We start from the raw sequence: 14,248 nt of genomic DNA on the forward strand, positions 1-14,248 counted from the left end.
CCCGAAGGAGCGGCCTCTCCCGTGTGCGGCATTGTCGGTCATGTTTCGACCAGCCTGGTTAATCAGCAGATCTACGACTCCCTGTTGCTGCTGCAGCACCGGGGCCAGGATTCCACCGGCATCGCGACCGCCGAGGGCAACACCTTCCACATGGTGAAGCTCAAGGGCCAGGTGCGCGAGGGCTACCGCACGCGCGACATGCGCAACCTGCTCGGCAACGTCGGCCTCGGCCACGTGCGCTACGCGACAAGCGGCTCGGCGAAGAGCGAAGACGAGGTGCAGCCGTTCTACGTGAACGCGCCGTACGGCCTCGTGCTCGTGCACAACGGCAACCTCACGAACACGCGCGAGCTCACCGACGAGCTGTTCAACATCGACCGCCGCCACCTCAACTCGTCGAGCGACACCGAGCTGCTGCTCAACGTGCTCGCGCACGCGCTGCAAGACCAGATCTCGGGCGCCGACCTCACCCCCGACGAGCTGTTCGACGCCGTCGCCGAGGTGCACCGCCGCGTCGAGGGCTCGTACGCCGCGATCACGCTCGTGTCGGGGTACGGGATGCTCGCGTTCCGCGACCCGTTCGGCATCCGCCCGCTCGTGCTCGGCCGCCGCTACGACGAGGCAGGCCGCGAGGAGTGGGTCGTCGCCTCCGAGAGCCTCGTGCTCGACTCGGGCGGCTACGAGGTCGTGCGCGACGTCGAGCCGGGCGAGGCGATCTTCATCACGAACGCCGGCCGCATGTACTCGCGCCAGTGCGCCGAAGAGACGACGCTCGCGCCGTGCTCGTTCGAGTACGTCTACCTCGCGCGCCCCGACTCGACGATGTCGGGCATCTCGGTGTACGACACCCGCCTGCGGATGGGCGAGAAGCTCGCGCGCAAGATCGAGCGCGAGCTCGACGTGAGCGAGATCGACGTCGTCATGCCGATCCCCGACTCGGCGCGGCCGGCTGCGATGCAGCTCGCGCAGACCCTCGGGATTCCCTACCGCGAGGGGTTCTACAAGAACCGCTACGTCGGCCGCACGTTCATCATGCCCGGGCAGAAGGCCCGCAAGAAGTCGGTGCGCCAGAAGCTCAACGCCCTGCCGAGCGAGTTCCAGGGCAAGAACGTGCTGCTCGTCGACGACTCGATCGTGCGCGGCACGACGTCGAAGGAGATCGTCGAGATGGCGCGCTGGGCGGGCGCGAAGAAGGTCGTGTTCGCCTCGGCGGCGCCACCCGTGCGCTACCCGCACGTGTACGGCATCAACATGCCGACCCGCGGGGAGCTCGTCGCCTCGGCACGCACGGTCGAGGAGGTCGCGTCGGTGATCGGCGCCGACGCGCTCGTCTACCAGGACGTCGACGACCTCTTTGCCGCGATCACCGACGGGTCGAACGTCACCCAGCTCGATCTCTCGTGTTTCACGGGCGAGTACGTGACCGGCACCGTGACCCCCGAATACCTCGCCTGGCTCGAGACCGCGCAGACGTCGTAGGCGCGCCCTCGCGCGCATGGGTTGTCACAACTGCCCCGTCCGGAGGCCCCGCGGCCGTGCCTTTCTTACAACCCATGCGTATCCGGCCCCGCTCCGAGAGGGACGCTAATCGGCGCGGGTGAGCGTGACCTTGCGGGTGCGGCGGCCGAGAATCCAGTCGATGATGCCGGCGATTCCGACGACGACGATCGTCGTGAGCGCCGTGACGAAGACGAGGAAGAAGCCGAGCACCTGCCCGCGCGTGAACTCCTGCTCACCCGGCAGGAACTGCTCGGGCTCGGGGAACGAGTACGTGAGCACGAACGCGAGCACCACCCCGAGCGCGAGCCCGAGAATGAGCCAGCCGCGCATGTTCACGCCGCGGCGCAGGTTCGTCGTCACGGCCGTCGGGCCACGGTCGTCGACCTCGGCGCCCGGCGCGAGCTCCACCGCGATGTACTCGGGTTCGGGCTTAACGTAGTCGAGATCGGCCGACGTGCCCTTCGGCGCCTCGGCGTCGGCTGCGTCGGCTGCGTCGGCGTCGGCCTCCGCCTCAGACTCGGCCTGCGACTCGCCCGCCGTCGAGAGCCCCGCGAGCGACTGCTCCGACGAGGCCCGCGCGTCGAACTCGACCCGCGCATCCTGCTGCGGCTGTGCGTACTCGTCGCCCTGCCCGGGCGTGGGGTTCGATGCGGGAGTTGCGGGATCAGGCATGGTGTCTATTCTCGCATCCGCCGCCCGAGCAGCGGCAGCGCGGCCGAGACGTCGGCACGAACCCCGGATGCGCGCAGCGCGGGCCCGGCGTCGGCCCACGCGAGTTCGCCAGTCGCGAGCGCGAGCCAGGTGTCGGCGTCGGTCTCGATGATGTTCGGGGGCGTACCGCGCGTGTGACCGGGCCCCGGCATGCACTGCGTCGCGCCGAACGGCGGCACCCGCAGCTCGACCGCGTGCCCGGGCGCGCGCTCGGCGAGCAGCTGCAGCGAATAGCGCACGGCGGTCGCGAGCTGGGGCCGCGGCGTCGCCTCGCCTGCCGCGTGGGATGCGCGCCACGCGTCGATCGCCGCCTGGCCGTCGGGGTCGGAGATGGTTGCACGAGCCATGTACCCAGTATCTATCGGCTGCCGGATCGCCCGCAGGATCGCGCCGCAGTGGGCAGGCGCCAGCCCTGCCGGTACCCTGGAGCAGTGAAGATTCTGGTACTCGGCTCCGGTGCCCGCGAGCACGCCCTCGTCGCCTCGTTGGCCCGCGAAAACGCCCACGAAATCGTCGTCGCCCCCGGCAACCCCGGCATGGAGTCGGTCGCGGAGCGCATCCGCATCGACCAGACCAACCCCGAACTCATCGCCGATTTCGTGCGCGATGAGGCGGTTGAGCTGCTGGTGATCGGCCCCGAGGCGCCGCTTGTCGCGGGCGTCGCGGATGCGGTGCGCGAGCTCGGCGTGCCGGTGTTCGGCCCGTCGAAGGCGGCCGCCGCCCTCGAGGGCTCGAAGGCGTATGCGAAGGACATCATGCAGCGCGCCGGCGTGCCGACCGGCCGCGCCGTGCAGCGCGCCGAGCTCTCGGAGGTCATCGCGACGCTCGACGAGTTCGGCGCCCCCTACGTGATCAAGGCCGACGGCCTCGCCTCGGGCAAGGGTGTCATCGTCACCGACGACCGCACCGACGCGATCACCCACGCCGAGCACTGGCTCGCGCAGGGCCCCGTGCTCATCGAGGAGTTCCTCGACGGCAGCGAGGTCTCGCTCTTCTGCTTCAGCGACGGCGAGACTGTGCGCGCGCTCCCGCCCGCACAGGACTTCAAGCGCCTCTACGACAACGACGCCGGCCCGAACACCGGCGGCATGGGCGCGTACACGCCGGTGCCGTTCCTCATCGACCAGTTCGGTGGCGAGCGCGAGTTCATGAATCTCGTCGTCGAGCAGGTCGCGCAGCCCGTCGTCGACACAATGCGCGCCGACGGCGTGCCGTTCCAGGGCCTGCTCTACTGCGGCCTCATCGTCACGGCGGCCGGGATCCGCGTCATCGAGTTCAACGCGCGCTTCGGCGACCCCGAGACGCAGGTCGTGCTCGAGCGCCTCGCCGAGCCACTGTCGCCGCTGCTGCTCGAGTCGGCAAACGGCACCCTCGGCTCGCACGACCGCGACCTCGCGATCGGCGACGGCGCGGCCGTCACGGTTGTGCTCGCGTCGGAGGGCTACCCCGACAAGGTGCGTTCGGGCCGCGAACTCGCGGGCCTCGACGACGCCGAAGCGACCGGCGCCCGCGTGCTCCACGCCGCGACCGGCGTCGCCGACGAGGCGACCGTCGCAACCGGCGGCCGCGTGCTCAACGTCGTCGCGACCGGCGACACACTGCAGGCGGCGCGCCGCGGCGCGTACGCCGCGCTCGGGCTGATTCGCCTCGAGGGCGGCCAGTTCCGCACCGACATCGCGCAGCTCGGCGCCGCGCTGCAAGACTCGCAGCTCGCCCGCTCGGGCTCGATCTCACTCTCGGCGGCCCGCGACGACGCCGCGACGACCGACTCGATCGCGATCCAGGCCGCCGACACGCTCCCCGCGGGCGCACCCGTCGAGCCGCAGGAGCCCGAGGTCGAGGCGCCGAGCGAGGCCTGGGACGAGCCGACCGTGCGCATGGAGACCCCCATCGCCGCTGCGGTCGCCGCGCAGACCGGCGAGACGCAGCTGACCGAAACCCAGCTTGCCGAAACCCAGCCCGAGCCCGCCTCGGCGCCCGCCGCCACCGCATCCGCCCCGCAGCTGCCCGGCTGGCGCCACGTCTACACCGGCAAGGTGCGCGAGGTGTACGAGTCAGAGGCCGAGCCCGACGTGCTGCTCGTCGTCGCGAGCAACCGCGTCTCGGCGTTCGACCATCTGCTTGAGCCCGAGATTCCGGGCAAGGGCCGCATGCTCACGCAGCTGAGCCGCTGGTGGTTCTCGCAGCTGCCGACCGGCAACCACCTGCGCGAGCCCGAGGGCTGGGATGCGCAGCTCGACCCCGAGATCGCCGAGCGGTCGATGCGGGTCGCGAAGCTGCAGATGTTCCCCATCGAGTGCGTCGTGCGCGGCTACCTCACCGGCTCGGGCCTCGCCGAGTACCGCGAGACCGGCAAGGTGTGCGGCGTCGCGCTGCCCGCCGGACTCGAGGACGGCGACCGCCTGCCCGCCCCGATCTACACGCCCGCCTACAAGGCGCCGCAGGGCGAGCACGACGAAAACATCTCGTACGCCCGCACCGTCGAGCTCGTCGGCGAGCAGCACGCGGCCGCCCTGCGCGAGCTGTCACTGCGGCTCTACACGGCCGGATCGACGATCTCGGCCGAGCAGGGCCTCGTGCTCGCCGACACGAAGTTCGAGTTCGGCCTCGACTCGCGCGGCGAGATCGTGCTCGCCGACGAGGCACTCACCTCGGACTCGTCGCGGTACTGGGACAAGCGCCGCTACAACGACGACACGAGCCCGCTCGCCGAGCGACTCGCGTCGTTCGACAAGCAGATCGTGCGCAACTGGCTGCGAGAGAACTGGAACGGCGAGGGCACTCCCCCGCGCCTGCCCGACGAGATCGTCGAGCAGACCGCCGCGAAGTACCGCGAGCTCATCGAGCGGCTCACCGCCGACCCCGAGTAGGCGACCGACGCGGTAGGCGACCGGCGCGCGGCCTTGCCTCGCGTATCCGCGCCGCTGCCGCCGCTAACTAGCCCGAAAAACGGGGGTCCTCAGCACGTACGTGTCGAGGACCCCCGGTTTTCGGGCTAGTTAGCCAAATGTCCGGATACGCGGGGCAGGGCCCCTACTCCTCCCGGCGCCAGCGGTCGCGCAGGCGGGCGCGGATCGTGTCGTCTTCCCGCTGCGCCTCAAGTTCGGGCAGGGATTCGTTCCACGCCTTTACGAGCGCCCAGCCGACGGCGGTGAGCGGCACCGAAATCAGCGTGCCCATGATGCCGCCGAGCACGGTACCGGTCGTCAGCGCGATGAGCACGACGAGCTCGTGCAGCTTCAGCGACTTGCCGAGCACGACCGGCTGCAGCAGGTTGCCCTCAAGCTGGTTCACGACGACGACGATGATCGCGACGACGATGGCGGGCACGAGCCCGTTCGTCACGAGGGTGACGAGCGCGGCGATGATGCCGGCCATCGTCGCACCCACGATCGGGATGAACGCGAAGATGAAGATGACGAGCGAGAGCGGCAGCCACAGCGGCACGCCGAGGATGAGCATGCCGAGGCCGATGAACACGGCGTCGACGAGCGCGACCATGACCGTGCCGCGCACGTAGCCGCCCATGACGCCGACGGCGCGGGCGCCCATGAGCTCGGCGCGGCGGTGCTTCGTGGTCGACAGGGGGCGAATGATGAAGCCCCAGATCTTCGGGCCGTCCTTGAGGAAGAAGAACAGCACGACGACGAAGAGCACGACGCCGGTCGCGAAGGTGCCGAAAGCCGAGAGGCCGGTGGCGAGGCCGCTGCCGACGGCGCCGTAGTTGAGGTTCTCGAGCAGCGACTGCGCGGTACCCCAGAGCTCGTCGAGGCGGTCGCTGTCGAGCGAGAACTGCGGGAACGAGTCGTTCCACCACGACACCATCTGGTTGAAGCCCTCGACCGCGGTGCTCGCGAGGTCGTCCCACTGGTTCATGACCTGCGCGACGACGATCCAGATGAGCCCGCCGAGCACGACCACGACGAGCAGCAGCACGACGATCGTCGCGAGCAGTCGGGGCCAGCGCTTGCGGCTCAGCCACGCGATGACGGGCTCGAACGCCGAGGCGACGATGAGCGCGAGCAGCAGCGGCACGACGACGATCGACACCCGCAGCAGGCCGAAGACGACGATCGCGGCGGCGGCGAGGATGAGCATCCCCTGCAGCGAGCGGGTCGCGATGACGCCGACGCTGTCGACCCAGAGCTGCGCGGGCCGCGCCGGGGTGACGAGGCGCCCCTGGCGCTCCTGCTCGCGGCGGTGTTCGCGCCGCGTCTCGTCGAAGTCGTCGCCGTCGGACGTCGCGCGCGCGTCGCGATCGCCGGGCGCGGTCCCTGAATTTTGCCGACGTCCAAACATGTTTCCTCCAAGTGTCCGTGGCAATTGTTGCGCACTCCGGCTGAAGGCGGTCGCGCCACGAGTAGGATGGGCGAGATTGGTTCTGCGGCGCGAACGCGAGTCGCGCGCGTGCCGAGCCAGCGCATCCGCCTCGCCCCACCGAACATCTCAAGGAGATTCGATGCCGAAGATCGTCGTGCAGGTCATGCCGAAGCAGGAACTGCTGGACCCGGCCGGAAAGGCCGTGCAGCGGTCGCTCGCCGCGGCTGGCCAGGGGCACTTCACGGATGTGCGCATCGGCAAGCGCTTCGAGATCGCCACCGACCGCGAGGTGACCGCCGAGCTCATGCAGGAGGTCGCGCAGCTCGCCGACGACCTGCTCTCGAACGGCGTGATCGAAGACGTCATCTCGATCGAGGTCGCCGATGAGGCGGCCGAGGCGCTCGAGGGCGAGGCCGAATAGTGCGCGTCGGTATCGTCACGTTCCCCGGTTCGCTCGACGACCGCGACGCCGCCCGCGCGGTGGAGATCTGCGGCGGCGAGCCCGTCGCGCTCTGGCACGGCGACCACGACCTGCAGGGCGTCGAGGCCGTGATTCTGCCCGGCGGCTTCAGCTACGGCGACTACCTGCGCTGCGGCGCGATCGCCTCGCACTCGGCGATCATGCGCGAGGTGAAGGATGCGGCGGCGAAGGGCCTGCCCGTGCTCGGCATCTGTAACGGGTTCCAGATGCTCGTCGAGTCGCACCTGCTGCCCGGCGGCCTCATTCGCAACGACCACGGCCGGTTTGTGTGCCGCGACCAGGGCCTGCGCGTCGAGAACATCGACACCCCGTGGACCCGCGGATACGAGCAGGACGAAGAGATCGTCATTCCGCTGAAGAACGGCGAGGGCGCGTTCATCGCCGACGACGAGACGCTGCGCCGCATCGAGGGCGAGGGCCAGGTGGCGTTCCGCTACCTCGGCGTGAACCCGAACGGCTCGATGAACGACATCGCCGGCCTGCGCAACAAGGTGGGCAACGTGGTGGGGCTCATGCCGCACCCCGAGCACGCGGTCGAGCCGGGCTACGGCCCCGACATTGCCGAGCGAATGCGCTCGGGCATCGACGGTCGCGGCATGTTCATGGGGCTCGTGCGCGAGCTCGTCGGCTAGCGCGGCCCTACAGCCGCGGCAGCCAGCCGCGCTACAGCCAGCCGCGCCGCGCGGCGAGCGCGCCCGCCTGGAACCGGCTCTCGGCACCGAGGAGTTCGAAGAGCGTCGAGATGTGGCGCCGGCAGGTGCGCACGCTGAGCTGGAGTCGGCCCGCGAGGGCCTCGTCGGTCATGCCGGCCGCGAGCCCCTCGAGAATTGCCTGCTGCGTCGCCGACAGGCGCACCGCATCCGCCGCCGTCTCGGCCTCGGGACACACCTCGAACGGGGTCGCGTAGTCCCAGGCCGTGTCGAAGAGGCGCGCGAACACCATGGCGACGTCGGGGTCGCGAATAATGAGGGCCGCGGGGTCGTTCTTCGTGCGGTGGCGCGAGACGATCGCCTTGTTGCGATCGAACACGAGCATCCGCACCGGCAGCACGGGCACGGTACGGAACTCGGCGCCGAGCTCGCTGAGCCGCTCGACCGAGCGCACCGTCGGCACGTGGTCGCGCCGGCGGTCGTGCATGAGCGTGCGCCGCGCGACGCCCGCCTCGAGCAGTTCGCGGTCCTTCACGTCGGACTCGTCTTGGAGTTCGACGGTCGCGCCGCGACCGGGCTGCGCGATGAGCACCTCGCTCGTGACGCGGCGCCCGAAGTCGAGAATGAGCCGCTGCACGGTGTCGCGGTCGTCGACGATCTCAACCTGCGACGTCGCGAGCAGGCCGTCGCGCGCCTCGCGGTAGAGGGGCGCGAGCGGCAGGAGCTCGCTGCGCTGCTCGGCGACCTGCGTGCGGAGCTCCTGAATGCGCCGCTCGTCGTCGTCAACGAGTTGCACGAGCGCGACCTCGGGGGCGACCGCGATGCAGGTGTCGGCGCCCTCGTAGGCCGGCATGATGAGCCGGCGCTCAAGGAGCTCCTGCCAGGCGGCCTCGACCTCGGTGATGCGCAGCCCAAGCGAAACCGACGCCCGCTCGATGGTGGCGTCGGCCTGGCTGCTCACGTGTTCGTACAGCGTGGTGGCGTGCTGGCTCAGCATCCACGCCCCCTTCGCTCGCCGCCTGTTTCGTGGCAATAGTAGCCAGGGCACGTTGCGGCGGCGATGGGGGCGTGGGATGTTCAGTCTGTGGGCTGACTCGGGGTCGACTCGTCTGCCGAGACGTCGTCAGCTTTCATGTCGGGGTTGGGCGGGAGTTTCGGTCGCGGTGGGGCGTCGTCGTCGGGCCAGAGTTGCGAGGCCCACGCGCGCTCCGCGTCGGAGGAGTTGGAGTGATTAGCCATGGCGCAGCTGACCCTTCGCGGGGTGCTTGCCGCGGACGGCGAGCAGCACGATGATCTCAACGGCGAAGATCACCGCGATCACGGCAAACGCCACGCCGACCGCGTAGCTGAACACCGGGGTGAGCGCGGCGACCGCGACCGCCGGCGTCACGAGCGCCGAGATCATGCCGCTCGAGAGCTTGCGACCACGAACGAATCCAACCACGGTGGCGACGGTCGCAAGGATGCCGATGATGAGCCCGATGTAGGTGACCGGCAGCACCTGGTTGGTGATGAGTGCGGAGATCGCGGCAATGCCGAGCGCGACGACGCCGATTGCGCCGATGAGGATGCGGGTAGTGGGGTTCTTGGTGTTCATGCTGAGACCTTTCGTAGCGGTGTGGTTCGGTTTCGGGTGGGTTCGCCCTGCACCACCTCGGTGATCCAGGCCCGGGCGTGGAGCCCGAGCAGGGCCTCCTCGCGCGGGAGGAACCCGAGGCGGTTCATGAGCATGTGGCTGTGGTGGAACGTGAGGTGCTGCGGCGTGCGATTCGCGCCGAGCGGGGCGACGGCACCGAGGTAGTCGTCGACCGCGGTGATCCAGCGCCGACGCCAGGCGTCGACGTCGGGGTCGGTCGCGACCCGGCGCATCCGGTCGAAGAACTCGTCGCGCTCGGTGAGTGCCCGCAGCTCGAGCTGGTCGCGGAGCGCGCCGCCGTCGTGGTCGGCTCCGGTCCACCACCGGGTGTGCGTCGACCAGTACTTCGCCCAGCCGAGGCGCCGGCGCTGCGACCACGTCTCGGCGCCGCGGCCGAGCAGCAGCGAACCGGCGGTGTCGGCGAGCAGCAGCGAGGCGAGCGGATCGCGCCCATCGCCCTTCGCGTGCCACTGCACGGCCCACAGCGCGAGCTCCGACGAGAACTCGAAGAGCTGCTCGGCGAAGTCCATCGCCTCGATGCCGCCGTACTTCACGGTCTCGGGCTCGTACACGCTCGGATACACGCCGATCTGCACGTCGGAACCGGCCGTGAGCGCGCTCGAGGCGCCGGGCACGAGCTCAATATCGGAGCCCGTCGTGCTCTCGACCGTGTGGCGCAGCTGCACCTGCAGGTCGTGGGTGGAGCGCACGAGGTGGCGCATGCACTCCCCCGGCCCGAACACGCGCAGGCGGATGTGGGGCCCGCGCTCGTCGAAGTAGCGAATGAAGAACCAGCGGCTCGCGCCGGTGCGGCGCGCGTCGGCGAGCAGCGGCGGCAGCGTGCCGGCGAGCACGTTGTCGGTGGCGCTCACACCGCCGGTGTAGAGGCACACGAACCACCAGCGCGAGGCGTCGAGGCGCGGCTGCGGCGGGGCTGCGGCGAATTGCGTCATGTTGCGGCTCCTTCCTGCCAGTCGACGAACACGAGGTGTTCGACGGCGCGGCGACGCCCATCGCCGCCGCGGGGATGCTCGCCCGACGCCGGGAGCGCCTCGGTGAATTCGAGGCCGGCCGTGTCGTCGTCGACGAGCGAGTAGAGGTGCTCGAGCGCGTGCGCGCTGCGCAGGTCGACCCACACGGGCTTGCGGGCGGTCGACCCGAGGCGCAGCTGCTGGCGCACGACCCGCACGAACACCTCGTCGGGGAGGCCCTGCTCGCGGCGCCAGGCACCGAACGTGCGCAGCAGCGTCGCCGGGTCGGCCTCGTGCTCGGGCAGCTGGGCGGTCGGCACGGTCCAGGCGGCACGGCGCAGCACGACGCGGCCCGACTCCCGGCGGGCGAACTGCCGAATCTCGGTGGCGTCGCCGAGCACGGGGAACGTCGGCAGGCCAACGCGGGGCCGGTGCCAGGGGTCGGCGAGCACCGAGAGCATGCGCTCGGGGCCGTCGCCGAGGTGGGCGGGCACGAGGCCGAGGTAGAGCGGCGCGCGCACCGCACCCGTCGCGTCGGTGAGGACGATCGAATCGCTCGCGACGTCGTGGCGCGCCGACAGCGCGTCGGCCCGCACGGCGTCGTCGGGATACGCGGCGACGGGCCGCTCGGTCGGCCACACGAGCAGCGGCAGGGTGCCGGCGGCAGCTGCCTGCATGCCGTTGACGTCGGCCGAGGGCACGACCTCGAACGGGAGCGCGGGTGCCGCGAGCGCCTCGGCCCGCTCGCGCAGGCCGGTCGCGAGCCCGTCGGCGCCGTCGTGGAGGCGGGCGAAGCGGGTGACGAGGCCGCCCTGGCCGGGGAGCACCTGGTTGATGACGGCCCGCGGTTCGTCGCCGTCGGCGACCTGGAACGCGAGCACGGCGCTCGGCCGCGGCATCGACGCGCCGCGCGGCAGCGCGCGCGTGAGCATATCGGGGGCCGACGCCTCGCCCGAGGCGAAGCGCTGTTGCAGGCCGTCGTCGAACGCGGCGCGCACGAGCCACTCCCAGAGGGAGGGCGCGGTGCCGCCCCGGCCGTAGCGGCGCACGAAGTCGTCGACGACGATGCGGTAGGCACCGGTGCGGGCGCGCGGCGTGAGCTGCTCGGCGATGGCGTCGAGCTCGGGCACGAGCGCGGGCGGCAGCGGGCGAGCGACCTCGCGGGGCGCGACGTCGAGGTACACCTCGAAGCGGCGCCGCCCCTTGCCGACGCCCCGCGAGGCGAGGGCACGCTCGGCCTCGCGCTGCAGCTCGGCGCGCACGCGGCCGCGGGCGCGGCCGGTTGTGCGGAGCATCGTGCGGGTGTCGTCGAGAATGACGCGGAGCTCGGCGGCGATCGGGTGCATCGGCACCGCCGCCTCGAGCCGGGCACTCAGCGTCGCGAGCGCCTCGCGGTCGCCGGCGGCCCAGGGCGCGACGGGCCGCACGAACCCGGCGCCGAGCAGGTGCAGGTAGGTGTCGAAGGGGCGCTCGCCGCCGATCGCGTCGAGGAGGTCGGCGACCGGCACCCGGCCGAGGCCGCGCAGCCAGTCGAGCAGGTCGGCCTCGCCGCGCAGTTGCACCTCGGCCGTGCGGCGCCACACGAAGTCGGGCGTCTCGGTGAGGTTCGCGACGGCGATCGGCTCGGTGCGCGCATCCAGGCCGCCCGTGTCGAGCGGTTCGACCTCGAGCGCGACGCAGCCGTATTCGTCGCGTGCGATGACGTCGAGCCAGGCAGCGGCGTAGCTGTGGGAGATCTCGGCGATCTCGGCGTCGGGCGAGGTCGTGCCCTGCGCGTATCCCACCCGCGTGAGCCGCCCGAACGGGCTCGGCTTCAGCGCCGAGCGGCCGGCGTAGGCGAGGATGCTCCGGGTCGTGTGCCGCGACGGCGTGAGCGCGCTCTTGCCGGGCGCGGCCGCGAGCGCGGGGCTCGCGTCGGCGACGGCGGTGAGGAACTCGTCGTCGGCCCGCAGGGCTTCGAGGGTGCCCGTCGCCGCGGCGAGCTCTCGGGTGAAGGCGGCGTCGTGGTCGGCCTCGAGCGCGGCCCGGGCGTCGAGCAGGCGCGCCCACTCGAGGAGCGGCGCCGGGTCGAGGTCGGCGTCACGCAGCCGGGCCGAGAGGGCGTCGAGGTCGCCCTGCGCGATCGGTTTCGGTTGCGGCTTCTGCGTCTGGCGGCGGGCGCCGAGCGCGGTGCGGCGCAGGTCGCGATCGTGCTCGAGCAGCGGCACGAGCGAGAAGAGCGTGTCACTCACGGGCTCGCGCAGCTCGTCGAGCCCGGCCGCGATCGCGTCGAGCGCGGCGCCGGCCGCGTCGGCCTCGGGCATCGCAATCGCGAGCCGGTCGGCGGTGAGGCCAGCGACGCGGTCGACGCGCAGGGCCTCGTCGACGCTGTGCGCGAGGCGCCAGTCGGCCGCGTTCGGGCGGGTCTCGGTCTGGAGTGCGTGGCGAATCACTGGAGCGCTCCGATCAGGGTGAGCACGGTGCGGCTCGCGGCGAGTGCGAGGATCACGAAGAACGCGACGCAGCCGAGCGCGTAGACCACGAACCAGCGGCGGCGGCTCGTCGAGATGCGCTCGAGCTCGGGCGTGAGCGGGAGCCGCAGCACGAGGTGGGTGAGGTACGAGAGGGCCTGCCCGCGGAAGTTGATCGCGCCCGAGAGCGCGCTCACCATGTGGTAGCCGTCGGAGGGCGCGACGGGGTTGAAGTTCATGAGCGTCAGGAACGCCTGGAAGATGAGGTACGTGAAGGCGAGGTGGCCGAGTTCGGTGCCCTGCTGGGTGATCGCGATGATGCCGGTGACGCCGAACCAGAGCTGGTCGTTGACGGGGCCTGCAAGCGCGATGAACGCGCGCGACTTGCGGTCGCGCACCCGGTAGGCGTCGGTGCGGTCGACGTAGCCGACGGGCATGACGTAGAGCATGAGCCCGACGCCGGCCTCGCGCACGGGGGCGCGGAGGTACTGGCAGACGAGGGCGTGCGAGAGCTCGTGGAACGCGATCTGCGTGAACATGAGCGGGTAGAGCACCCAGAGGTGCGAGGGTGGCTGCCAGCCGCCGCCCGCCGTGGCGATTGCGGTGCCGCCGATGGCAAGGCCGACGAGCGCGAGCAGGCTCCAGGCGAGGGCGAGGTGCTTGCCGGGAATCTTGCGCAGGAGCGCGACGGGCGGCTCGAGGAAGTCGCCGATCTTGCGGGTGAGCGGGAGCCGCAGCAGGTGTTCACGCCGCATGAAGCGGGCGACGCCGGCGCGGCCGCCGACCTGTTCGGGCTCCTCGGTGAGGGCGCCGGCCTGGCGCAGGCCGTGCGTGATCTTCGCGAGCTTCGCGGTGACCGCGTCGGTGTCGCCGGCGTGGGCGAATCGGGCGATGAGGTCGTCGCCGGTCGCGGTGCCGTCGAACAGCGGCAGCAGCGGCACGACGCTCGTGCCGATCGACACGTAGCGGCCGGTCTCTTCGAGGTAGAGCAGCGGGCGGTCGTCGAGCCCGCCGATGAGCGTGGCATCGTCGCGCAGCTGCGGGCTGGCGTCGCGGAACCACGCCACGACGGGGTCATGGTCGTGGTCGCCGCCGGCGTGGCGGGGCGTGATGGTTGGGGTGCTCATGGGTTCTCTCCTTCAGCGAGATCGGCACTGTGAGATGGGCAGTGCGGGGCTCCGGAGCCGGCGGGGCGGGGCGACGGGGTCGGCCCGCCCCGCCGGCTCGGATGCGCTCGGGGTCGGCGCGGCTAGTTGCCGACCGACGAGAAGCTGCCCGCGGTCGAGACGCTCGCAGCCGGGCAGGATGCGCTGCCGGCGCTGGCGGCGGATGCGGCGGTCGCGAAGCCGGCGGCCACCTCGTTGTCGAGCGCGTCAACCGCGATGTCCTCGGCGAACAGGTCCTGGGTCTCTCCGTTGATTTCAGTCATTTTTCTGTGTCCTTTCGAAATGGGGTGTTGTGGTTGTGGTGTGAATTGTTAAGGTGTGATTGCGATTACTTGAGATGGTCGCCTCGTCGATTGCCGTTGA

13 protein-coding genes are annotated in these 14,248 nt (G+C 71.1%); 4 read left to right on the forward strand and 9 right to left on the reverse strand.

Annotated features, from left to right (window positions below; genetic code table 11):
• Window positions 1–21 precede the first annotated feature (21 nt).
• Window positions 22–1,479: an amidophosphoribosyltransferase gene (gene purF / locus G328_RS0103050; RefSeq protein ID WP_019617872.1), complete on the forward strand. Its 1,458-nt coding sequence runs from the start codon at window positions 22–24 to the stop codon at window positions 1,477–1,479.
• Window positions 1,480–1,584: 105 nt separating this feature from the next.
• On the opposite strand, the gene G328_RS0103055 is transcribed toward purF, so the two are convergent.
• Complete coding sequence (locus G328_RS0103055) at window positions 1,585–2,172, reverse strand: hypothetical protein (protein WP_019617873.1); 588 nt, start codon at window positions 2,170–2,172, stop codon at window positions 1,585–1,587.
• Window positions 2,173–2,177: 5 nt separating this feature from the next.
• Complete coding sequence (locus G328_RS0103060; RefSeq protein ID WP_019617874.1) at window positions 2,178–2,558, reverse strand: sterol carrier family protein; 381 nt, start codon at window positions 2,556–2,558, stop codon at window positions 2,178–2,180.
• A gap of 84 nt (window positions 2,559–2,642) precedes the next feature.
• On the opposite strand from G328_RS0103060, the gene purD reads away from it, so the two are divergent.
• The gene (gene purD, locus G328_RS16110; protein ID WP_019617875.1) at window positions 2,643–5,081 is read left to right on the forward strand and encodes a phosphoribosylamine--glycine ligase; all 2,439 of its coding nucleotides are present in this window, start codon (window positions 2,643–2,645) and stop codon (window positions 5,079–5,081) included.
• Window positions 5,082–5,244: 163 nt separating this feature from the next.
• Here the strand turns inward: purD and G328_RS0103070 are convergent, their stop codons facing one another.
• On the reverse strand, window positions 5,245–6,510 hold the full coding sequence (locus G328_RS0103070) for an AI-2E family transporter (protein WP_019617876.1): 1,266 nt from the start codon (window positions 6,508–6,510) through the stop codon (window positions 5,245–5,247).
• Between the two features lie 160 nt (window positions 6,511–6,670).
• Here G328_RS0103070 and purS point away from each other — a divergent pair, with 160 nt between their 5' ends.
• The gene (purS, locus tag G328_RS0103075) at window positions 6,671–6,952 is read left to right on the forward strand and encodes a phosphoribosylformylglycinamidine synthase subunit PurS (protein WP_019617877.1); all 282 of its coding nucleotides are present in this window, start codon (window positions 6,671–6,673) and stop codon (window positions 6,950–6,952) included.
• Entirely contained in the window at window positions 6,952–7,644 is a 693-nt protein-coding gene (gene purQ, locus G328_RS0103080; RefSeq protein WP_019617878.1) for a phosphoribosylformylglycinamidine synthase subunit PurQ, read from the forward strand. Before purS ends, purQ begins: the two co-directional genes overlap by 1 nt.
• Window positions 7,645–7,675: 31 nt before the next feature.
• Here the strand turns inward: purQ and G328_RS0103085 are convergent, their stop codons facing one another.
• The 6 genes from G328_RS0103085 to G328_RS0103110 all read right to left on the reverse strand — a co-directional run bounded on the left by G328_RS0103085 (window position 7,676) and on the right by G328_RS0103110 (window position 14,148).
• Window positions 7,676–8,659 (reverse strand): LuxR C-terminal-related transcriptional regulator, encoded by a 984-nt coding sequence (locus G328_RS0103085; RefSeq protein ID WP_019617879.1) that lies wholly within the window; start codon window positions 8,657–8,659, stop codon window positions 7,676–7,678.
• Between the two features lie 234 nt (window positions 8,660–8,893).
• On the reverse strand, window positions 8,894–9,259 hold the full coding sequence (locus tag G328_RS0103090) for a hypothetical protein (protein ID WP_019617880.1): 366 nt from the start codon (window positions 9,257–9,259) through the stop codon (window positions 8,894–8,896).
• Window positions 9,256–10,251: a thiopeptide-type bacteriocin biosynthesis protein gene (locus G328_RS15670; RefSeq protein WP_019617881.1), complete on the reverse strand. Its 996-nt coding sequence runs from the start codon at window positions 10,249–10,251 to the stop codon at window positions 9,256–9,258. The genes G328_RS0103090 and G328_RS15670 overlap by 4 nt, the downstream gene beginning before the upstream one ends.
• Window positions 10,248–12,701: a lantibiotic dehydratase gene (locus G328_RS0103100; RefSeq protein WP_019617882.1), complete on the reverse strand. Its 2,454-nt coding sequence runs from the start codon at window positions 12,699–12,701 to the stop codon at window positions 10,248–10,250. The genes G328_RS15670 and G328_RS0103100 overlap by 4 nt, the downstream gene beginning before the upstream one ends.
• Window positions 12,698–13,846 carry a M50 family metallopeptidase gene (locus G328_RS0103105; protein WP_019617883.1) on the reverse strand — a complete coding sequence of 383 codons (1,149 nt, stop codon included), beginning with the start codon at window positions 13,844–13,846 and terminating at the stop codon, window positions 12,698–12,700. Before G328_RS0103105 ends, G328_RS0103100 begins: the two co-directional genes overlap by 4 nt.
• Before the next feature lie 122 nt (window positions 13,847–13,968).
• Window positions 13,969–14,148: a thiocillin family RiPP gene (locus tag G328_RS0103110; RefSeq protein ID WP_019617884.1), complete on the reverse strand. Its 180-nt coding sequence runs from the start codon at window positions 14,146–14,148 to the stop codon at window positions 13,969–13,971.
• Window positions 14,149–14,248: the final 100 nt, after the last annotated feature.

This window comes from [Zimmermannella] faecalis ATCC 13722, assembly GCF_000381765.1.
GTDB classification, from domain to species: domain Bacteria; phylum Actinomycetota; class Actinomycetes; order Actinomycetales; family Microbacteriaceae; genus Gulosibacter; species Gulosibacter faecalis.